This is a genomic window from Eikenella exigua, from assembly GCF_008805035.1.
Classification (GTDB): domain Bacteria; phylum Pseudomonadota; class Gammaproteobacteria; order Burkholderiales; family Neisseriaceae; genus Eikenella; species Eikenella exigua.
In genome coordinates this window covers 141169-160819 of sequence record NZ_CP038018.1, presented here as the reverse complement: position 1 = coordinate 160819, position 19651 = coordinate 141169, and the positions used below count along the sequence as shown (strand labels likewise).

The 19651-nt window shown below is 55.0% G+C and carries 16 protein-coding genes and 2 pseudogenes; 16 read left to right on the top strand and 2 right to left on the bottom strand.

Going from position 1 to position 19651, the window contains the following annotated elements; all coding sequences use genetic code 11:
- Nucleotides 1-363: 363 nt before the first annotated feature.
- The 5 genes and pseudogenes from ilvC to EZJ17_RS00825 all read left to right on the top strand — a co-directional run bounded on the left by ilvC (nt 364) and on the right by EZJ17_RS00825 (nt 4223).
- Nucleotides 364-1377, top strand: a complete 1014-nt coding sequence (gene ilvC, locus EZJ17_RS00845) for a ketol-acid reductoisomerase (RefSeq protein ID WP_067442782.1) — start codon at nt 364-366, stop codon at nt 1375-1377.
- A 488-nt stretch (nt 1378-1865) separates the two neighbouring features.
- Nucleotides 1866-2226, top strand: a pseudogene (locus EZJ17_RS00840) (methylenetetrahydrofolate reductase); the annotation flags it as partial.
- A gap of 123 nt (nt 2227-2349) precedes the next feature.
- The gene (locus EZJ17_RS00835) at nt 2350-2688 is read left to right on the top strand and encodes a CidA/LrgA family protein (RefSeq protein WP_067442780.1); all 339 of its coding nucleotides are present in this window, start codon (nt 2350-2352) and stop codon (nt 2686-2688) included.
- On the top strand, nt 2685-3380 hold the full coding sequence (locus EZJ17_RS00830) for an LrgB family protein (RefSeq protein WP_067442778.1): 696 nt from the start codon (nt 2685-2687) through the stop codon (nt 3378-3380). Before EZJ17_RS00835 ends, EZJ17_RS00830 begins: the two co-directional genes overlap by 4 nt.
- Nucleotides 3381-3707: 327 nt before the next feature.
- Nucleotides 3708-4223, top strand: a complete 516-nt coding sequence (locus EZJ17_RS00825) for a hypothetical protein (RefSeq protein WP_151085917.1) — start codon at nt 3708-3710, stop codon at nt 4221-4223.
- Between the two features lie 56 nt (nt 4224-4279).
- Here EZJ17_RS00825 and EZJ17_RS00820 read toward each other — a convergent pair whose 3' ends face one another.
- Nucleotides 4280-4921, bottom strand: coding sequence for a DUF4189 domain-containing protein (locus EZJ17_RS00820; RefSeq protein WP_151085915.1), 642 nt, complete (start codon nt 4919-4921; stop codon nt 4280-4282).
- A 320-nt stretch (nt 4922-5241) separates the two neighbouring features.
- Here EZJ17_RS00820 and EZJ17_RS00815 point away from each other — a divergent pair, with 320 nt between their 5' ends.
- The 11 genes and pseudogenes from EZJ17_RS00815 (at nt 5242) to dcd (ending at nt 19105) form a co-directional block, all read left to right on the top strand.
- On the top strand, nt 5242-7005 hold the full coding sequence (locus EZJ17_RS00815; RefSeq protein ID WP_151085913.1) for an acyl-CoA dehydrogenase family protein: 1764 nt from the start codon (nt 5242-5244) through the stop codon (nt 7003-7005).
- An 86-nt stretch (nt 7006-7091) separates the two neighbouring features.
- The gene (locus EZJ17_RS00810) at nt 7092-7499 is read left to right on the top strand and encodes a VOC family protein (protein WP_064087756.1); all 408 of its coding nucleotides are present in this window, start codon (nt 7092-7094) and stop codon (nt 7497-7499) included.
- Between the two features lie 76 nt (nt 7500-7575).
- On the top strand, nt 7576-8187 hold the full coding sequence (locus EZJ17_RS00805; RefSeq protein WP_067442770.1) for a hypothetical protein: 612 nt from the start codon (nt 7576-7578) through the stop codon (nt 8185-8187).
- A gap of 150 nt (nt 8188-8337) precedes the next feature.
- Nucleotides 8338-9145: pseudogene (locus tag EZJ17_RS00800) on the top strand (DNA ligase).
- A gap of 178 nt (nt 9146-9323) precedes the next feature.
- Nucleotides 9324-10919 carry an ArnT family glycosyltransferase gene (locus EZJ17_RS00795; protein ID WP_067442824.1) on the top strand — a complete coding sequence of 532 codons (1596 nt, stop codon included), beginning with the start codon at nt 9324-9326 and terminating at the stop codon, nt 10917-10919.
- A gap of 213 nt (nt 10920-11132) precedes the next feature.
- Nucleotides 11133-11972 (top strand): hypothetical protein, encoded by an 840-nt coding sequence (locus tag EZJ17_RS00790; protein ID WP_067442766.1) that lies wholly within the window; start codon nt 11133-11135, stop codon nt 11970-11972.
- Nucleotides 11973-12050: 78 nt separating this feature from the next.
- A complete protein-coding gene (locus tag EZJ17_RS00785; protein WP_151085910.1) occupies nt 12051-12407 on the top strand; it encodes a hypothetical protein in 357 nt (118 codons plus the stop codon).
- 813 nt (nt 12408-13220) lie between these two features.
- Entirely contained in the window at nt 13221-16574 is a 3354-nt protein-coding gene (locus tag EZJ17_RS00780; protein ID WP_151085908.1) for a PilC/PilY family type IV pilus protein, read from the top strand.
- A gap of 535 nt (nt 16575-17109) precedes the next feature.
- Nucleotides 17110-18009 carry a recombination-associated protein RdgC gene (locus EZJ17_RS00775; RefSeq protein ID WP_067442758.1) on the top strand — a complete coding sequence of 300 codons (900 nt, stop codon included), beginning with the start codon at nt 17110-17112 and terminating at the stop codon, nt 18007-18009.
- Nucleotides 18010-18073: 64 nt separating this feature from the next.
- Nucleotides 18074-18502 carry a hypothetical protein gene (locus EZJ17_RS00770; protein ID WP_067444119.1) on the top strand — a complete coding sequence of 143 codons (429 nt, stop codon included), beginning with the start codon at nt 18074-18076 and terminating at the stop codon, nt 18500-18502.
- A 36-nt stretch (nt 18503-18538) separates the two neighbouring features.
- Nucleotides 18539-19105 (top strand): dCTP deaminase, encoded by a 567-nt coding sequence (gene dcd / locus EZJ17_RS00765; RefSeq protein WP_067442755.1) that lies wholly within the window; start codon nt 18539-18541, stop codon nt 19103-19105.
- A gap of 71 nt (nt 19106-19176) precedes the next feature.
- Here dcd and pncC read toward each other — a convergent pair whose 3' ends face one another.
- A complete protein-coding gene (pncC, locus tag EZJ17_RS00760) occupies nt 19177-19650 on the bottom strand; it encodes a nicotinamide-nucleotide amidase (protein ID WP_067442754.1) in 474 nt (157 codons plus the stop codon).
- Between the last annotated feature and the right edge of the window lies 1 nt (nt 19651).

Below are 19651 nucleotides of genomic sequence, written 5' to 3'. Positions count from 1 at the left end.
TACAAAACACGCCGGCGAGCAGGAAAATCAGGCCGAGCTCTTGGCGGCTCATGGTGTGGTTTTTTGAAAAATTTGCTCAGGCAGCATTAATAAGGTTACCTGAAAACGTAGTGAAGCGGAGTTTCTACGAGGTCAAATTAGACAATATGCCTAAAAAACATTACATTTTACCTTTCCTCGAGCTTATTTTGAAAACTTGTCTAAAAACGCTGTCGACTTGTCAAAATTCGGGTAGCATACATCATCTAAATACATGCGACGGTGCCTTTACCTGCCACCGCTATGTCCACCTGCCAGCCCGCCACACTGCATAACGGCCGCGCCGGCTACCCTGTTTAACCGAATCCCAAAAAAGGAATCCACATGCAAGTTTACTTCGATAAAGATGCCGACCTCTCCCTCATCAAAGGCAAAACCGTGGCCATCATCGGCTACGGCTCGCAAGGCCATGCCCACGCTGCCAACTTGAAAGATTCAGGTGTAAACGTGATTGTCGGCCTGCGCAAAGGTGGCTCCTGGAACAAAGCCGAAGCTGCCGGTTTCGACGTGCGCACCGTGGCTGAGGCCACCAAAGCCGCCGATTTGGTGATGATTTTGCTGCCGGATGAATCCCAGCCCGCCATATACTGCGCCGAAATCGAGCCCAACCTGAAACAGGGCGCCGTATTGGCCTTTGCTCACGGCTTCAACGTGCACTACAACCAAATCGTGCCGCGTGCCGATTTAGACGTAGTAATGATTGCCCCCAAAGGCCCAGGCCATGCCGTGCGCAGCGAGTTCCTCAAAGGCGGCGGCGTGCCCTCACTGATTGCCGTGTATCAAGACAAAAGCGGGAAAGCCCGCGACATCGCCCTCTCCTACGCCGCAGCCAACGGCAACACCAAGGGCGGCGTGATTGAAACCAACTTCCGCGAAGAAACCGAAACCGACCTGTTCGGCGAACAAGCCGTATTATGCGGCGGCGCGGTCGAACTGGTGAAATGCGGCTTTGAAACCCTGGTGGAAGCCGGCTACGCGCCCGAAATGGCCTACTTCGAATGCCTGCACGAGCTGAAACTGATTGTGGACTTGATGTACGAAGGCGGCATTGCCAACATGAACTACTCCATTTCCAACAACGCGGAATACGGCGAATACGTTACCGGCCCAGAAGTCATCACATCTGCCACCAAAGAAGCGATGAAAAAAGCCCTGTACCGCATTCAAAGCGGCGAATATGCCAAAATGTTCATTCAAGAAGGCGCCACCAACTACGCCAGCATGACTGCCCGCCGCCGCCTAAACGCCGCCCACCAGATTGAAAAGGTGGGTGCACAGTTGCGCAGCATGATGCCTTGGGTTACCAAAAACAAACTGGTGGATCAGAGCAAGAACTAATTATTTGCAAGTGATTGCTTAATAAAGTAGGCTACCTGAAAACACAGTGCAGCGGAGTTTCTGCGAAGCTAAATTTCAGGTAGCCTTATTTGTCTGTCTGATTTCCATCTTATTAAACTAAACACGGTGCTTGTGGCGCGAACGATTGTGGCCACAACGGCAGAAAAATGGCTAGGCTGATCAATCGGTGGGGATTGTTTGATTTAGGTTTCCAGATTTTAAAAAATGGTATGGGCTACCTGAAACGCTTCACTCCGTTTCGGATGAACGGTTTCAGGTAGCCTATCCCTCAACATGGATTCCTTATCATCTACTCACACCGATTTTTCAGTCCGCCCCCCTTGCCTAAATCCCCGCTACCGTATCGTCTTTACTTCCGCATTCATTTTCTCCACCATCATGCAACACAATACTCTCGGCTTCGAATTTTCCCCACCCGCACGCCTGAAGGCCGCAAAAACAGAAAATCACCCGCAACCAATCTAATAGTGGCTGCCTACTCCGAATACCACCTGCAATCGTTCAACACCGAAGACAACATCCAAAGCTTCGTGCACAAAGTGTAAAGCCCGCGCCGATTCCGCCATCATTCAGTTTTTCTTCAATGCCGATGCCCACTTCTCCAAACTCACCTGCTTCGCCGATATGTTCGGCACCGAAATCTCACGCCGGCGGCGGCTGAAGCTGCAATCCTATGCCGACGACACCGCCTCCATCAAAGCCTTGGGGCTGGACGTGGTAACCGAAATGTGCGGCCGCCTCCTGCGCCACGGTGCCCCCGGCCTGCATTTCTACACCCTCAACCAGGCCGGATTGTCTTCCACCATCTGCCAGCGTTTGGGCTACTAATCCGCCCTTTTCCAAATAGAGATGAAGGCTACCTGAAAAGGTTTCAGGTAGCCTTCATCTCTTCCGAGCGCCCATCCGGTGCTATAATTCGCCATTTCCAACATTGCTCTTAGGCCAGTAACCATGTTACGCGCACTCATTATCGTTTTCGCCTGCCTAGCCGCAGGCGAAGTGCTTTTACACCTCACCCACCTCAAGCTGCCTGCCAGCATTGTGGGCCTGCTGATTTTGTTCGGCCTGCTCCAAGCCGGCTGGGTGAAGGAAGCCTGGTTCAAACCGATGACCGAATTCCTCATGCAGCACATGATGCTGCTGATGATTCCCGCCTGCGTGGCATTGATGGATTATTTCTCCATCGTGGCGCACGATTTCTGGTCGATTACCATCGCCACCGTGGCCAGCAGCGTGCTGGTGCTGCTCTCCAGCGCGAAAACGCATGAAATACTGAGGAAACACAAATGAGGGAAATCGCCACCAACCCCATTGTGCTGGTTTTGATGATGCTCGGCCTCTACCGCCTCAGCCTGTTTTTGCGCCTGCGCAGCGGCAGCCCGCTGGCCAACCCGCTGATGGTGAGCACGCTTTTGGTAATAGGCTACCTGAAACTCTTCGGCATCCGCTACGACGATTTCATGCAAACCGGCCGCATGGTCGGCTTTTGGCTGCAGCCGGCCATCGTGTGCTTGGCCATCCCCATGTATCAGCAATGGCCGCGCATCCGCAGCCAATGGCTGCCGATTGCCGCCTCGCAGCTGGTGGGCAGCGTGGTGGGGATTGTGAGCGGCGTGCTGTTTGCCCACTGGTTGGGCGCCAGCCACGACGTGAGCCAGTCGCTGGCCGCCAAATCGGTTACCATGCCGATTGCGCTGGAAATCACCCACGTGCTAGACGGCATCCCCGCCGTTTCCGTGGCCGCCGTGCTGCTGGCCGGCCTCACCGGCCAATTTATCGGCTTCTGGATTCTGCGCCACAGCCACATCCGCAACCCCATCTCGCACTCCATCGCGCAGGGCACGGCCTCGCACGCCATCGGCATTGCCGCCAGCCTGGAAATCAGCGGCCATTTCGCCGCCTACGCCACCCTCGGCCTGATCTTCAACGGCATCCTCACCTCCTTCCTCGCCCCAATTATCGTGCCGCTGCTCGGCGTTTGAGCTGGCCGCGCAAACCAAAGGCTACCTGAGAATATCGCAAAGAGTACGCACAAAACGCCGGCAAAGCTGCCATTTTTCAGGTAGCCTCCATCCATTAGGCTACCTGAAAAACAGCCCGCCTCCCCCTCCTCACGCATTCACCCGCCATGCTCCTCTTCCCGCCCGCCCTCGCCAGCTTTATCGCCACCATCCAAGCCAAGCCCGACAACAACGGCTATTTTCCCCCTGCATTTCCCTAAAAATGCCGATTTAGCCGCCTTCCAAGATCCCTACTACAAAGAAAACACCGCCCTCTCCGCCAGCCAATACGTCTTCGCCCTCAACGCCATGGGCGACCCCTTCATCATCGACTTAAACCAAGCCGCAAAAGGCTTTCCCGTTTACTTCGCCTGGCACGACCAAATGCAACCCGAAGCCATCGCCGGCAGCCTGGCCGAGCTGGCGCAACATATCCAACGCATCCGGCAACACGCTGCCCGCAGCCCCGAAGCCGCCGCCCAATACATCGCCGATTATTGCAACACCGCCGCCTCCTTCTGGCGCGAAGTGCAACAATCCTTTGCCGAACACGAGCACCTTGCCGCCGAAATCGCCCGCTGCGCCACCCCGCCCGACGATCCGGACTACGTTTTCGGCGACATCATCGTTTCCCATCCCGGCCGGCAAAGCACCCGCCTTGCCGCCAGCCTGAAAAAACACCGCAGCCTCAACACCGCCCAAGCGCTCGCGCTCAGCAAATCCCCGCCCTTCGTGTATTGCAGCGGCATCTGGAAACACATGAAAAACCACCTCGCCGAACTGCAGGCAATCGGCGTACAGGCAGAATTTGTGCCCAAGCCCTAAGCAAAGGCTACCTGAAAAGTATTTTCAGGTAGCCTTTCAGCCTCAAACGGCAGGTTTTAGCGCTGATTGTAAAGATTGTAATCGTAGCCCACGCAGAAAATGCCTTCCCCATGCGGCGTTCGCAGCAGGGAGGAGAAGCATCTGTCTTCCCGCTTGCCATGCACCGCCTCACAGGCCTGAACAGCTTTCCGTACCGCCCTGTTGCCGTCCCGATCGTAGGCCACAAAAAAATCCTGCACCGAGCGCGGCTTGGCTACCGCACTAACGAAATGGGCGCAAGTATTGTTGAAAGTGGCAAATACATGACAATTGGGGGAAGAGCAGATCTGTTTGGCTCGTTCGATGGCTCGCTGCTCAGATCTAAAACCGCCAGGCCATGCTATGGTATTTTTATCAGAATTCCATGCCAACGCCATCCAAAACGGCGTGGCGCGGAAACGGGCGATACGTGCTTGCACTTCCGCCTCGCGCTGCTCCCAGGCGCGTATTTCAGCGGCGGTGGGGCCGCGGTTGATCGGCTGTTGCCGTACGGCATTGCGCTCGCGTTGTATCCGATCTGCTTCCGACTGCATGATGCCATTAAAGTTGTGCCATTGCTGCGAACCAACCGGATAGGGGTTGGCATATGCCAAGCCCGCACTGCCCAACAGCAGCGCCACCAATACGCCCGCTGCCGTGTTCATCATGGTTTGCTTCATCTTGCCACTCCTGTTTGGAAAGGGGAATAAGGGTATTGCCGATGATCGGATTGTAACAAAATACAAGATATTGTAAACATCTATCCCGCTGCTTGAAGGCTACCTGAAACGCACGCTTCAACGGAGTTCAAACGCTGCAAACCTGCGGCTTGCCGCCTCTCCCACAGCGAGAAGAAACAGGTTTTCAGGTAGCCTCCAACTCCAACCAGCCTTTTGCCGCCCATCAGCCCCGCCGCATAAAACCCGCGCCCGCCATACCCAAGCCCGCGCGGATTTGCTATGCTAGCCCGTATCTTTTCCCTACTACAAAGGAGCCTTCCATGTCCTACCGCGCCCCCGTAAACGAACTCTTATTCGCCCTGCAAACCCACGGCAACCTGGCCGAAATCGCCCAATGGTATGCCGAAAGCGGCCTGGACGAAGACACCGCCGCCGCCATCATCGAAGAAGCCGCCAAGTTCAGCGAAGAAGTATTCCTGCCCACCAGCCGCACCGGCGATTTGCACGGCGCGCGCCTGGAAAACGGCAAAGTCGTCACCCATCCCGACCTTGCCGCCGCCTACCAAGCCTTCTGCGAAGCCGGCTGGCCCGGCCTGCGTGCCCCGGCGGAATACGGCGGCCAAGGCCTGCCTGCGGTGATTTCCGCCGCGTGCGAAGAAATGTACTACTGCGGCAACCTCGCCCTCTCGCTGCTGCCCATGCTCACCGTGGGCGCGGTGGAAACCATTGCCAAGCACGGCTCCGAAGAGCAAAAGCAAACCTTCCTGCCTAAAATGAGCCAAGGCCTCTGGAGCGGCACCATGAACCTCTCCGAGCCGCAGGCCGGCACTGACCTTTCCCAAGTGGCCACCAAAGCCGTGCCGCAGGAAGACGGCAGCTACCGCATCAGCGGCCAGAAAACCTTCATCACCTGGGGCGAACACGAACTGACCGAAAACATCATCCACCTCGTGCTCGCCCGCCTGCCCGGCACCACCTCCGGCATCAAAAGCCTTTCGCTGTTTATCGTGCCCAAATACAAAATCCAGCCCGACGGCAGCATCGGCGGGAGAAACGGCGTGTCCGCCACCGCCATCGAACACAAAATGGGTATCCACGCCAGCCCCACCTGCGTGATGCAGTTCGACGAAGCCGAAGGCTACCTCATCGGCAAAGCCGGGCGCGGCCTGCTTTATATGTTCACTATGATGAGCCACGCCCGCCTGGGCGTGGGCATCGAAGGGCACGCTGTGGCCGAAGCCGCCTACCAGCTCGCGCTGGCCTACGCCCACGAGCGCATCCAAGGCAGCGCGCCCGACGGCACCCCGCTCACCATCATCCACCACCCCGACGTCGCCCGTATGCTGCTGGTGCAAAAAGCCACCATCGCTGCCCAGCGCGCCCTGTATCTTCAAGCCGCCGCCGCGCTCGATGCCTCGCACCAACACCCCGAACCCGCCGCCAAAAAAGCCGCCAAAGGCCGGCTCGACTACCTCATCCCCATCGTTAAAGCCTGGTGCAGCGACAACGGCACCGTGCTCTCCAACCTGGCCATGCAAGTATTCGGCGGCGCAGGCTATATAGAAGAAACCGGCATCGCCCAGCTCGTGCGCGACGTGCGCATCACCGCCATCTACGAAGGCACCAACGGTGTGCAGGCCGCCGACCTCGCCCGCAAAACCGTGTCCGACAAAGGCAGCCTCGTGCGCACCCTGCTCGCCGAAGCCCAGCAGACCGCCAACGAGCTCACCGCCATCGAGCCCGCCACCGCCGAACCGCTCCAGCGCGCCCTTGAATTGGCCGAACGCAGCACCGCCCTCCTCGTGCAGCAGCACGAAACCAACCCCGCCGCCACCGCCCTAAACGCCGCCGCCTATCTGGAGCAAATCTCCCTCACCCTCGGCGCGGCTGCCCTGGCGCAAAACTTCCTCGCCGCCCGCAATGCAGAAGCACGCTTCGGCAGCGCATTCTGCCAAGCCCAGCAGCACACCGCCCGCGCCTACCTCGCCTACGTTCTGCCCCAAGCCCACGCCTGCGCCGAACGCATCCGCCAAGGTGCCGAACCCCTGCTCGCCGTGCCGTTTGAAGCCTTCGCCTCGTCGTAAAGCGCGGCATGGCAAAGGCTACCTGAAAACGCAGAACCGCTTTTCAGGTAGCCTCTCAATATCTCTTCCAGCCAAAAGGAAAACCGATGGAACAACATATCAACTACATTACGCTCGGTGTGGCCGACCTTGCCGAATCGCGCCGTTTTTATCGGGAGGTATTCGGCTGGCAGGAAACGGCCGACAGCAACGAAAATATTGCATTTTTCCAGGCCGGAAACGCGCTGCTGCTCGCCCTGTTCGGCAAAGCCGCCCTGGCGCACGACGCACAAATACCGGAGCAAAGCAGCGGCTTCCCACGCTTTACCTTGGCGCACAACGTGGGCAGCGAAGCCGAAGTGGACGCACTGTTTGCCGGGTTTGCCGCAAAAAACATCAACATCATCAAAGCCCCGCAGAAAGTGTTCTGGGGCGGCTACAGCGGCTACCTCGCCGACCCCGATGGCTTTTTGTGGGAAATCGCGTTTAATCCGTTTTTGCAGAAATTGCGCTGAAACCGCGCTTTCAGGTAGCCTGTGGGCATCAATTAAGAATCAAACAAATATAAACGAAATTCCAACAGAGGACCCCATGTCCAAACCCTTAACATACAGCTACACCGTGCCGACCACGCCCGAGGAATACCTGAAAGGCGCATATGCCCAGATGAGGTATTACAGCAAAACCGCGCCGCGCAAATATTCGCCGCTGCTGTGCTTTTATCTGCCGCTCCTCATTATTGTGTTGGCGATGTCTTTTCTGCTGTTCCACAACCAAACCCAACTGTCCGCCCTGCTGGAAGAATGCTATTTAGACGAAGGTACGCTCGGCTCCATCATACATGCCAACACAACAGCGGTTAATATTGTCGCAGTCGGCTTTCTCCTGATCTGCATTATCAGCAGCATATTCAACCGCCGAATCCTGAAATATATCTACTGCCGCAGCTACCTGCTGCACGAAAGCCGCTTCAGCGCCGACAGCGCAGGCTGCCGCCAAACTTACCCGCAGCAGCACGAATCATGGTTCGGCTGGGCAACTTTAGACAGCGTGCAAACCGTAAAGGGCGATATCCTCCTGATTTTCGGCAGCGCGTTCATCGTCCTGCCGCACAGCATTTTTGCTGATGAAGCCGAAAAACAAGGTTTTATCGAGCAAGTAACTGCATGGCAGCAGGCCGCCCAAAAGCAGCCTACCCCCTGAGAACCCCATTCCGGCCATACAAGGCATTGGTAGGCGTTTTCTGCCGTATATCCCTTTCAGGCTACCTGAAAACTGTAAAATGGCTTTCCGCCTCGCCAAAACCAACATTTTCAGGTAGCCTTAACTATCTCATCCAAGCGAAGCACCGCCATGAAATCACTCCTCCCCTTCCTCGCCGTCCTTCTGCTCGCCCCCGCCCTGCACGCCGCGCCCAACCTTATCCTGGCCAAAGAATACAGCGGCCAAAACATTGCCGGCTGGGCGATGAGCGAAAAGCTTGATGGCGTGCGCGCCTATTGGGATGGGCGCAGGCTCATCAGCCGCCAAGGCCACCCCCTTCTCCCCGCCTGCCGGTTTTACCCGCGATTTCCCGCCCTATCCGCTCGATGGCGAGCTCTATAGCCGGCGTGGCGCATTCGAGCAGATTTCCGCCGCCGTCCGCAGCGCCAACGGCGATTGGAACGGCATCAAGCTGCACGTTTTCGATGCACCCCAAGCCCCGGGCAACCTGTATCAGCGTCTTGCCCTCGTGCAGCGCCACCTCGCCACCCACCCGCAGGCCAAAATCGCCGTTATTCCGCAAACCCCCGTGCGCGATGCCGCCCATGCCCAACAATTCCTGCGCCAAATCGAAGCCCAAGGCGGCGAGGGCGTGATGCTGCGTAACCCCAATATCCCCTACCAGGGCGGCCGCAGCGACAACCTGCTCAAGCTCAAAAGCGCGCATGACGCGGAATGCACCGTTACCGCCCACCACGAAGGCAAAGGCCGCAACGCCGGCCTGCTCGGCGCCGTGTCCTGCCGCAACGAGACCGGCGAATTCCGCATCGGCTCCGGTTTCAAAGACGCCGACCGCCGCAACCCGCCGCCAATCGGCAGCCGCATCACCTACAAATACCGCGGCTTCACCGCCAAAGGCACTCCCCGCTTCGCCACCTACCTGCGCCGCGCCAACTGAACCCGGCAGGCTACCTGAAAGCTGATAAACGCAGCCAAACGGCGGCACAGCACCACCCTGCCCTGCCATATGCTCACTTCGTAGCCGCTCCATTTTCAGGTAGCCTCCCGCCTATCCACCCCCGCCCCGCACTTTGCTATACAATAGCGCCCAATTTGAATTTCCTGCCAAACATCCCATGCTAACCTACGTTCCGCCCGAGCAACGCCCCGAACCGCCCACTTACGAGCGGCCCTGGCTCTTGCTGCTGCTGGCTTTTGTCTGGCTGTGGCCGGGCGTGTTCGCGCACGATTTGTGGCAAGACGAAACCTTGGTGTATGCGGTCATCCGGCAGGCGGCGGAGGGCGGGCAGTGGTGGCTGCCGCAGGATGGCGGGGCGCTGTTTTGGGATGTGCCGCCGCTGTATATGTGGCTTTCCCTGCTGTTTTTGAAACTGTTCGGCCATCTGCCGCCGTATGAGGCGGTGCGCATGGTGAACGCCTTGCTCGCGGCGGTGTCGCTCGCGGCCATGGGCGGCGCGGGACGGATGCTTTTGGGGCGGCGCAACGGGCGTACGGCGGTGCTGGTGCTGATCGGCTGCCCCGGTCTGCTGATGATGAGCCACTTCATCGGCGGGCAAATCGTTACCCTGTGCGGCTTAAGCCTGAGTTTCTACGCGCTGGCAATGGCGCGGCAGAAAACGGTGAAGGCGATTGTGCTCACGCTCTTGGGTTGGACGGTATTGTCGCTTTCAGGTAGCCTGTTGCCGCTGTTGGGCGTGATGCTCACCACGGCGCTGTTGCTGCTGGATTCGCATTGGCACAACAAACGCTTCTGGCTCACGCTTTTGGCGGCGGCAGGGCTGACGCTGCCTCTGCTGTTTGTATGGCCGCTGGTGCTCAATGGTTTGTCGCACGAGGCCTTCCTGCAGTGGTGGCGGTATCACGCGCTCGCGCCGTTCGGCGGCTTCGCCCGCTTGGATTTCGGTTTTTCCGCCGCTTATTATCTGAAAAACCTGCTGTGGTTTGCCTTCCCGGCCTGGCCGCTGGCCTTGTGGACGCTCTACCGCCAGCGCCGCCTGCCGTGCCACGGCTGGAACAGCCTGTGCCTGATTTGGCTGGCTGTGTTCGGCCTCGTGCTGGCCGCCTCGCCGCAGCACATGGAAGACCATTTAATGTTGCTGTTGCCGCCTTTGGTGTTGGCGGCAACGGCACAGGCCGACCAGTTGCGGCGCGGCGCGGCGGCGTTTTTCAACTGGTTCGGCATCATGACGTTCGGTTCGCTGGCGCTGTTTGTGTGGCTCGGCTTTTTCGCCATGAACTTCGGCTGGCCGGCCAAGCTGGCCGAACGTGCAGCTTATTTCAGCCCGTATTATCAGCGGGATATCGATTATTTCCCGGTTATCGTGGCCGTGTTGTTCACGCCGGTGTGGCTCTTGGCGATTACGCGCAAATACGTGCGCGGCCGGCAGGCGGTTACCAACTGGGCGGCCGGGCTCACGCTGTGCTGGTCGCTCATCCTCACCCTGTTCCTGCCCTGGCTGGATGCGGCCAAAAGTTACCGCCCCGTGGTGCAGCGGCTGGAAGCCGAACTGCCGGCCGATGCCTGCGTTTCCGCGCGGCATCCCGTAGTACGTCACGCCTGGCAGGAATACGGCCGCTACCCCTTAGGCGAAAACTGCCGCTTCGTCGCCACCCTGCGCCACGAATCCGTGCCCGATGCCGCCGAACTCGCCAGCGCCAACCGCCCGCGCGAGAAGCATGAAGCATTTGTGTTGTGGCAGCGGCAAGAATAATTTAAAGGCTACCTGAAAATTCAAACGGGCACAGCCATCATAACTATCGCCTTCTCATCTGCCTTGCGCTATGATTCGACATCCTGCCCCCGGCCGTAGCCAGATATATGCCTTCCCGCGCCCCAATCCGGTAGATTAGGGGGCAGCCAAATAGCTGACAGGCTACCTGAAATCCATCAAACCCATTTCCCACAACGCCATAAAGCAAACTCCATGAAACTCAAAACCCTCGCCACCCTTGCCGCCGTCCTTCCCGCACTCGCCATCGCGGCCCCCGCCAAACCCTCATCCGGCCGTGCATCCCAATCCAAACCCGCGCAGAGCAGGCCTCAAGAGCGCGCCTCCTCCGGCAGAAACTCATCTTCCAAACCGCAAGACAACAAACCCCAGCGAGGCCGCAACAGTCAAAACAGAACCCAAGACAGCAACAAACCAGCCAACGGCCGCGCCAACTCACGCCAGCAGCAAGAAGCCAAACCCGCCCGTGGTCGCAACAGCCAAAGCAGGGAGCACGACAACAACAAGCCTGCCACCGGTCGGGCACACTCGCGCCAACAACAGGAAACCAAACCTGCCAACACCCGCACAAACGCCCGCCAGCAGCGCAATACCGGACACAACACCACCCAATCCCCAATCCGGCACAGCCGGCCAACCCGCCAGCAAGGTAACGAACAACCCGCCCACACCCAAGAGCGCCCGCAGCCTAACCCCGAGCCACAAGACAACAGCCCGCAAGACAGCACCCAAGCTGCCGAACACGCTGCCGCAAAAGCCCAATGCCTGCGCTACGTTGTCGATGGCAACAACCTCTCCGCCTTCACCCAAGCCTGCCGTCCCGATGCCGCCACCGAGGAGCGCTACCAAACCGCCTTCAAAAACACCCAGACCCAATTTGAGCACGACAGCTGCCTAGACATCGTCAACGAAGACGAAGCCCAAGCCGCCATCAATCTTGAACTCCAGCGGCTAGGTCAGACCAGCCGCCTGTTCTGCCCAGCCGTCAAAGATGAACTGCCAGGCATTGCCCACCGCTACCGCAACGTCAAATAACCCACAGGCTACCTGAAAAACTGAAAAGCAATTTTCAGGTAGCCTCTTCTTCCCAGCCACATACAAGGAACTCCTCCAATGAAACTCCGTACCCTAGCCCTCCTTACTGCCGCTCTCCTCCCCGCCCTTGCCCAAGCCGAGCCCGTCCAAGCCAGCAAACAGCAATGCCTGGGCTACCTGAAAGATGGTTTCCAAATCACCATCCACACCTTTGCCTGCGACAGCACCGCCGCCCAAGACGAACGCTATAAAAACGCTTTCTTCGCCGCTATGAAACAGTTTGGGCAAGGCAGCTGCGAAAGTCTGGTGAGCAAAGCCGAAGCCCGCGCCTTCCTCAACAGCCAAACTGCAGGCAAAGACCACGAACAATACTGCGCTTCCATCAAAACCCCCGTACAGCGCAGCCTGCAACGCTACAACAGCAGCAACCGATAAAGCGTCTTGCCGCCGCATTTTTCAGGTAGCCTCCACGCTTGAATGAGGTTACCTGAAACCCCCTTTGGGAGAAAAAATGAACCCTGGTGCCCCAAATGTCGATGCCGCCCGATTGGCACAGTTTGAACTCGGCACCATCTAGCAATCAAGAATCAAGGCTGCCTAAAACCGGTAAGAATAGTTTCAGGCAACCTGTTCACCGCCTCTCTACCCCGCCCTTTCTGACAAACAACGGCAGGCAATCTTTGCAATATCCAACATACGCCGTTTGCTAACAGCAAATTGGGCAAACCCACAGGTCAGAGTGACTCAATAAACAACCACAACACTCAGGCTCTCCGGCAATGGACAAAAAATCCTGACGCCCAAGAAAGGCAAAAACAGCAGATAACCAGAAAAGTTACCTATTAACCAAACTATTGCAACAACAACCCCGCCAAGCCTCAGCCGGTGGGTGAAGCGGGTTCGTAAACTTCCCAAGTCATCAGGCAATCTCCCAATCCTCCTGATTTTCTATACCTTACAAGTTTCCTAATTTAAGCCAACTTGCCAAAAAGACCAAGAACGCTTTATCATACTACTTATGTACCAGTTATTTTTAAAAATTTGTTAATCCTTCTATCTGCAAGCAGCATGGTATCGAAATTGCTTGCCATACAAGGTAGAGCATTCCGTTCTCGGTATGGCAGTTATTGGCTAAATTTAACAAAAATTCAATCAATCAAAATATAACGTGTTTACAGGACGCGCCGAATTCGCCCAGTAAGACTAGGGCTTACACGGTGTCTATATATATCCGCGGGAGTTTTAAAAATGAAAACCACAACGAGAAAACAGCAAGCCAACGTCGGAAAAAGAATCACCCCGACTTATCAGGCATTGGTAGCCGCCCTGATGGCGGTTTATATACCACAAGTGCATGGTGATACCCCTTTTAACGGCGTAATTGAAGAAAACTTTTCCGGCGGAACAACTACTAATAAATGGTTGATGCCGCTGCCGGGCGATGGCTTTAAAAATCCTTGGGATCCGTCCTCTCCCTCACCCACAGTAATTAATAGCGCTTGTCTGACTGCGGGAACTCAATCATCCAAACCTACAGCTACAGTTGCTGGCTCTCCTCCTAGATGTACCGGGGTTCAAGATAATCTGGGCAAAGGGGTCTTGCGCCTAACTCCTGCGCAAAACCAAGTAGTTGGCGGCATTGTTTCAGATTTCACTTTTGGCACCCAAGAAGGTGTGGAAATTACTTTTATTACCTACACATGGGGTGGTAGTGGTGCCGACGGCATGACCTTCTTCTTGGCCGATGGTAGTAAACCGGCTACGTTAGGGGCATCAGGGGGTTCAATTGGTTATTCATGTACCAATGAAAACCCGATTTTTAGTGGTGTTTATGGCGGATACATGGGTATCGGTATTGATGAGTGGGGTAACTTTGTTTACAAGCATGATAATACTACTACTGGTGCGCCAGGCTTGAGCCAACGGTTGCCAAATACGATTGGTATTCGCGGTGCGGGCTCCATTAATCATACCTATATCAGTAAACATTTGTTGCAGGAGATTTATACTAAGTTTGGGTGGGGCACTGTACCTGCATCCGTACAAAACAACTGGACTAACTTATGGACTTCTAAAGCTGGATTCGGGCAGTGGGCTATTAATGCTCCGTCTTATCGTAGATTTGTCAATGTATGCAAAACCGGTCAATTAACCATTGATTCCGCATACCTGCCTTCAGGCCAAGGGGCTCTTGTATTAAGTGATAAAGCAACAGATCCAAGATTAAAATTATATAATTATCAGTATTTTGCCCATAAACAACTACCTCGGCGATTTGCCACAGAATCTGCCCATTCGCGTGACCAAGCAGTTCCAATGTTATATAAAATCCGTATCACGCCGAACGGCAAAGCTAGTGTATGGATTAGCTATAACGGTGGTGACTTCCAACCGGTAATGACAGATTTTGATATTGTGGCCGCAAATGGTCCATTGCCAAAAAGTTTCCGCTTTGGATTTATGGGGGCAACAGGTGGCGCTCATAACAACCACGAAGTCTTGTGCTTCAAAGCCACCCCGGCCACTCAATCTGAAGGTTCTGCAGACGTAAATCTGCCTGATGCAAAATTAGCATCTGATTCACAGGTTTATCTATCTTTCTTCAACAAAGTGCACTGGTATGGCAACTTAACGGCACAAAACATTCTCCGTAAACCCAATGGAACTTATGCGGTGCAGCCTGGTGCCAACTGGGATGCTGCGTGCGTTCTAACCGGCGGCCCATGCGAGAGAAAAGGTAACCAAATTGTTAATAAACAGCCCGTGCGTAAATTCTTTACTTGGACTGGTACAGCGGGTGCCGCATTGGAGTGGTCAAACATCAGTCCTTCGCAACAGGCTGCCTTGTCATCCCCTGGCGAGCCTGCCGGCATGGGCGAAGCCAGATTAGCCTATCTGAAGGGCGATACAAGCCGGGAAGTCGGTCAGCCCAACGGCGTCTTCCGTCCCCGCAAAAAACTGTTAGGCGATATCATCAACTCCAGCCCGGTATGGTTAGGGTATCCGAATAACAAGAATTATCTATCTGCTCCCCGTTGGCGCGATTCGCGTTATCTAGGTGCAGCCATGCAGGAAAACAATGGTCAACCTTACACCACCTTTGCCAATTCGAACCGCACACGCACCAATATTGTGTATGCGGGTTCGAATGACGGTTTCCTGCATGCCTTCCGCAGCGGTAGCTATAACGCAGCCGGGCAATTCCAGACCGCAAACAATGACGGTCAAGAAATGTTTGCCTACATCCCCGGTGCTGTACTATCACGGATTCACAATAAAACCAATGCAGGCTTGGATCTCTTCAGCCCACAGTATGCCCACAACTACTATAACGATGCCCCTGTAGGCACTGGAGACGTGTTCTACGGAGGCTCATGGCACACTTGGGTTATGGGTGGCTTGGGAGCCGGTGGCGATACCATCTATGCTCTGGATGTTACCAACCCCGATTCCTTCAATGCATCCAATGTAATAGGCGAATGGTCTCGCTCTTCCGGAGGAGAATGGAGCAATTTGGGTAACACCTACGGCACACCCGTCTTCGGCCGTTTCCATGATGGCAACTGGGGCGCTGTATTCGGTAATGGCTGGTGTTCCACCACTGATGCTGCCAACGGTAACTGTACCGCCTCCAACGGTCCGGCTGGTATTTATGTAATGTCCATCAACCAAAGTACTGGTAAGCCTTCTTTCAAATTCATCAGTACGGGAGAAGCAGGCACACCTGATGCTCCCAACGGTATTGCTTATGTTACCCCTGTGGATTTGGATGGGGACAACATCTACGATTATGCTTATGCAGGTGACATAAAAGGCAATGTGTGGCGCTTTAACCTTCTATCCCAAAATAGTAATGGTTGGACTGTGCAACCGCAGAAGCTCTTTACTGCCCCCGCTGTTCAACCAATTTCCACCAAAATTATTGTAACTCGCATGGGACGAAATGGTGCTTCTGGCGACGTTATTCTGAACTTTGGTACAGGCATGCGCAAAGAGGGTTACTTGGGTACAAAAACCACTTACGCCACCGGCCAACAAAGTATCTATGGTATCCGCGACAAAACGGCTTTGGCTTTTAATCCCGCTGCTGGAACCACTGCAGCTCAGGTAAATCGTAGCCAAATGCAAGCACAAGTAATACATGAAGGTGGTAAAAAAGATCAGTTGAGTAATATGAACGTTGATTGGAATACCAAATCAGGTTGGTATTTAGACTTAACTCGAGTAACTATCAATGGCAAAGTTGAATATGAGCAAGTAATTTACAACCCCTACCTGGAGAGAGGTAAATATTTGATTGTAAATACTTTCATTGATGGCAGTAACCCGGCTTTATCTTGTAACGTAATTCAATCTTCTGGTTATACTTATCCGCTGAATGCGGTAACTGGCTCCGGCTTGAGAGGCTTCTTCGATGGCAACTTTAACGGCTCCTCATACCGCAAACAGCTGAATGCAGTGGGTTCTCCTCTCTTGTTGAAAACAACCGACGGTAAATTGCTGCTCTTAACAAAAGATAGCCAGGGTAATGTGAACTTACACGAAGTTTACTTGCCAGAAACCCCCTCAATCCGCCGTATCTCTTGGCGCGAGATTTTCTAAGGCTGTAGTAGTAGCAAAGCCGTCTGAACTATTCAGACGGCTTTTTTATATGGGAGGATACTTAAAATTACTGGGAGCATTAGCTAGCCTTGCCTGATTCTGCACTACTGCGGCTCGCCGTATTGTATGAAAAATTAGTTCAATGGACAAAAGGATGGGTTTTCCATCTCTTTTGTCCTTTCTCTAGCCATAAAATAAAATTATTATAAATAGTCTTTTAGTACATAATTTCATCCCAGCCTGATAGTGATTTTAGCCTTTATTTTCACTAAATTTGCTCTCCAATATATTGATAACGTTAGGCATCATCAGTTCCTTATTCTTTGCAAAATCACCCAGATACGGCGGGTTTCGTTTCAGACTGCCATAAGCACCTCCCTCAGATTTTTGTAGGTGTAGCACCACTCTTCTTCCCCCGTTTTCACTTTGGTTTTTCTTCTCTTGCCGGTCTTAGTAATCATCGTTCCAAATAGCTTTCTAAGCCTGCTTGGCAGTATAATGCCGCGTTTTGAAACAAACTGAAACAGCAAGCAAAATGTGGTTTAAACAAGTCAGCTTTTATCCCCTAAACAAAGACAAACTGCCGGATTTGGAAACCTTGTCCTCCAAGCTGCAAGAGGCCGAATTTGCCCCGCCGCAGGGTTTGGACTGGTTTGGCGAAGGCTTTGCCCCACCGGAAGGGTTTTCGCCGGAATTGGTGTTTCCTGCCGATTTCACTTGGAGTGTGGCGCTGAAGAAATCCGAAAAAGTGCTGCCCGCCGGCGTGATCCGAGAGATTTTGGACGACAAAATCACCGAAATCCAAGAAGCCGAAGCGCGTACCGTGGGGCGCAAAGAAAAGCAGGAGCTCAAAGAGCAAATTACGGACGACCTGCTGCCCCGCGCCTTCACCCGCAGCAGCAAAACGCAGGCCGTGTGCAACACGCGCAGCGGCTTCCTGCTGGTAAACCAAGCCTCGGCCACCCGTGCGGAAAACCTGCTGGCCAAGCTGCGCGAAGCCTTGGGCGGGCTCGAGGCCAAGCTGCCGAACACCAAACAATCGCCCTCCTCCCTGATGACCGAATGGCTACTCGCCGGCGCATGTGGCGGCGGCTTTGAGCTCGATGATATGTGTGAACTCAAAGGCACAGGCGATGCCGCACCCACCGTGCGCGTGTCGAAACAGGACTTGACCGCCGATGAAGTGGTGCAACACGTAAAAACCGGCAAAACCGTTACCCAGCTCGGCCTCGTGTGGCGTGATCAGATTGCCTTCGTGCTCACCCAAGATTTCACTCTCAAACGCATCCAGTATTTAGACGTATTGCAGGAAGAGGCCGAAAACCACGGCGACGATGCCGCCAGCCTGGCCTTTGCCTCGCAAATCCTGATGGCCGAAGCGCTCTCTACCCTGCTGCAGGAATTGGTATCGCTTCTAGGCGGCTGGCAGGATTAAACACCCATTTTTCAGGTAGCCTGCTGCGCCAAAAGGCTACCTGAAAATAAAGAAGGAATCTGCTATGAGTTACTACACCCGCGTTGAATGTACTTGGGACGATAGCAACTATGTGCAAGGCAATTTGTCGGTAGACGATATTCTGCCTGTGGCCGAAAAATGGCTGGAGCAAATGGATATCCACCCCGATGTGCTGGATGATGTAGCAGCCGCTGTTAATCAACCGATGGAGGCTGGCTTCAACGGCCTCTATTCTGGCCTGATTATCGACTTTGTTCGCCCACATCGCCCAAACCTTCCCCCGTATACATTTCTTCGTGCGCGGCGTGGGCGAAGAGTTTGGCGACATGTGGCTTGTGCGAGCTCAAACAAGGCGAACCGGTGCGGCAGCAGGATTTTATCCGCCCAGCGAAGAAGCAGACGAAGAATAAAGAAGCAGACGAAGAATAATAGAATAAGGCTACCTGAAAACTTCAGCAGCACTTTCAGGTAGCCTCCCCTCAAACCAACCCAACCCAGGACAAACACCATGAGCATCAAATCCGACCGCTGGATCCGCCGCATGGCCGAAGAGCACGGCATGATCGAGCCCTTCGAGCCCAAACAAATCAAAGAGCAAGACGGCCGGCGCATTATTTCCTACGGCACCTCCAGCTACGGCTACGATATCCGCTGTGCCAACGAATTCAAAATCTTCACCAACATCAACAGCACCATCGTCGATCCGAAAAACTTCGATCCGAAAAACTTCGTCACCGTGGAAGATGACTGCTGCATCATCCCGCCCAATTCCTTCGCGCTGGCGCGCACAATGGAATATTTCCGCATCCCGCGCAACGTGCTTACCGTGTGCCTGGGCAAATCCACCTATGCCCGCTGCGGCATCATCGTAAACGTCACCCCGTTCGAGCCGGAATGGGAAGGCTACGTTACCCTCGAATTCTCCAACACCACCCCCCTGCCCGCCAAAATCTATGCCGGCGAAGGCGTGGCGCAAGTCCTCTTCTTCGAGAGCGACGAAGTGTGCGAAACTTCCTATAAAGACCGCAAAGGCAAATACATGGGGCAAACCGGCGTTACCCTGCCCAAGGCGTAGGGCTGACGGCATGAATAAAGGCTACCTGAAATTTTCAGGTAGCCTTTTCCATTCCAATCAACCCTGCCGGGCTATCGCTCCAAATACTTTTTCATCAGTATCAGGGCAAAGCGCACGGCTTGGGTGCGGATGGCTTCGCGGTCTCCTTCAAAGTGCTGCTCTTTGGCCCAGATGCGCTGTTTGGTGGCCAGGCTGAACCAAACCGTGCCCACGGGTTTCTCTTCGCTGCCGCCGTCGGGGCCGGCGATGCCGGAGATGCTGAGCGCATAGTCGGCTTTGGTGGTGATGAGTGCGCCCAGCGCCATTTCGCGCACGGTTTCTTCACTCACTGCGCCGTAGTGGCCGAGGGTGGCGGCGTTCACATTAAGGAGCTGCTGTTTGGCGTGGTTGCTGTAGGTAACGAAGCCTGTTTCAAACCAGGCGGAGCTGCCGGGCAGGCGGGTGAGCGCGGCGGCGAGCAAGCCGCCGGTGCAGGATTCGGCGCAGGTGATGGTTTCGCCGCGTTGGGCGAGGTGTTGAGTAACTTCTTGCAGCAGGGTATCCATA

Coding starts and splice junctions, on each gene's coding strand:
- EZJ17_RS00810 (WP_064087756.1), top strand. CDS start 7,092: ATGGAACAACATATCAACTACATTACGCTCGGTGTGGCCGACCTTGCC.
- EZJ17_RS00820 (WP_151085915.1), bottom strand. CDS start 4,921: ATGAAGCAAACCATGATGAACACGGCAGCGGGCGTATTGGTGGCGCTG.
- EZJ17_RS00790 (WP_067442766.1), top strand. CDS start 11,133: ATGAAACTCAAAACCCTCGCCACCCTTGCCGCCGTCCTTCCCGCACTC.
- EZJ17_RS00825 (WP_151085917.1), top strand. CDS start 3,708: ATGGGCGACCCCTTCATCATCGACTTAAACCAAGCCGCAAAAGGCTTT.
- EZJ17_RS00805 (WP_067442770.1), top strand. CDS start 7,576: ATGTCCAAACCCTTAACATACAGCTACACCGTGCCGACCACGCCCGAG.
- EZJ17_RS00815 (WP_151085913.1), top strand. CDS start 5,242: ATGTCCTACCGCGCCCCCGTAAACGAACTCTTATTCGCCCTGCAAACC.
- EZJ17_RS00780 (WP_151085908.1), top strand. CDS start 13,221: ATGAAAACCACAACGAGAAAACAGCAAGCCAACGTCGGAAAAAGAATC.
- dcd (WP_067442755.1), top strand. CDS start 18,539: ATGAGCATCAAATCCGACCGCTGGATCCGCCGCATGGCCGAAGAGCAC.
- EZJ17_RS00775 (WP_067442758.1), top strand. CDS start 17,110: ATGTGGTTTAAACAAGTCAGCTTTTATCCCCTAAACAAAGACAAACTG.
- EZJ17_RS00795 (WP_067442824.1), top strand. CDS start 9,324: ATGCTAACCTACGTTCCGCCCGAGCAACGCCCCGAACCGCCCACTTAC.
- EZJ17_RS00785 (WP_151085910.1), top strand. CDS start 12,051: ATGAAACTCCGTACCCTAGCCCTCCTTACTGCCGCTCTCCTCCCCGCC.
- EZJ17_RS00770 (WP_067444119.1), top strand. CDS start 18,074: ATGAGTTACTACACCCGCGTTGAATGTACTTGGGACGATAGCAACTAT.
- EZJ17_RS00835 (WP_067442780.1), top strand. CDS start 2,350: ATGTTACGCGCACTCATTATCGTTTTCGCCTGCCTAGCCGCAGGCGAA.
- pncC (WP_067442754.1), bottom strand. CDS start 19,650: ATGGATACCCTGCTGCAAGAAGTTACTCAACACCTCGCCCAACGCGGC.
- ilvC (WP_067442782.1), top strand. CDS start 364: ATGCAAGTTTACTTCGATAAAGATGCCGACCTCTCCCTCATCAAAGGC.
- EZJ17_RS00830 (WP_067442778.1), top strand. CDS start 2,685: ATGAGGGAAATCGCCACCAACCCCATTGTGCTGGTTTTGATGATGCTC.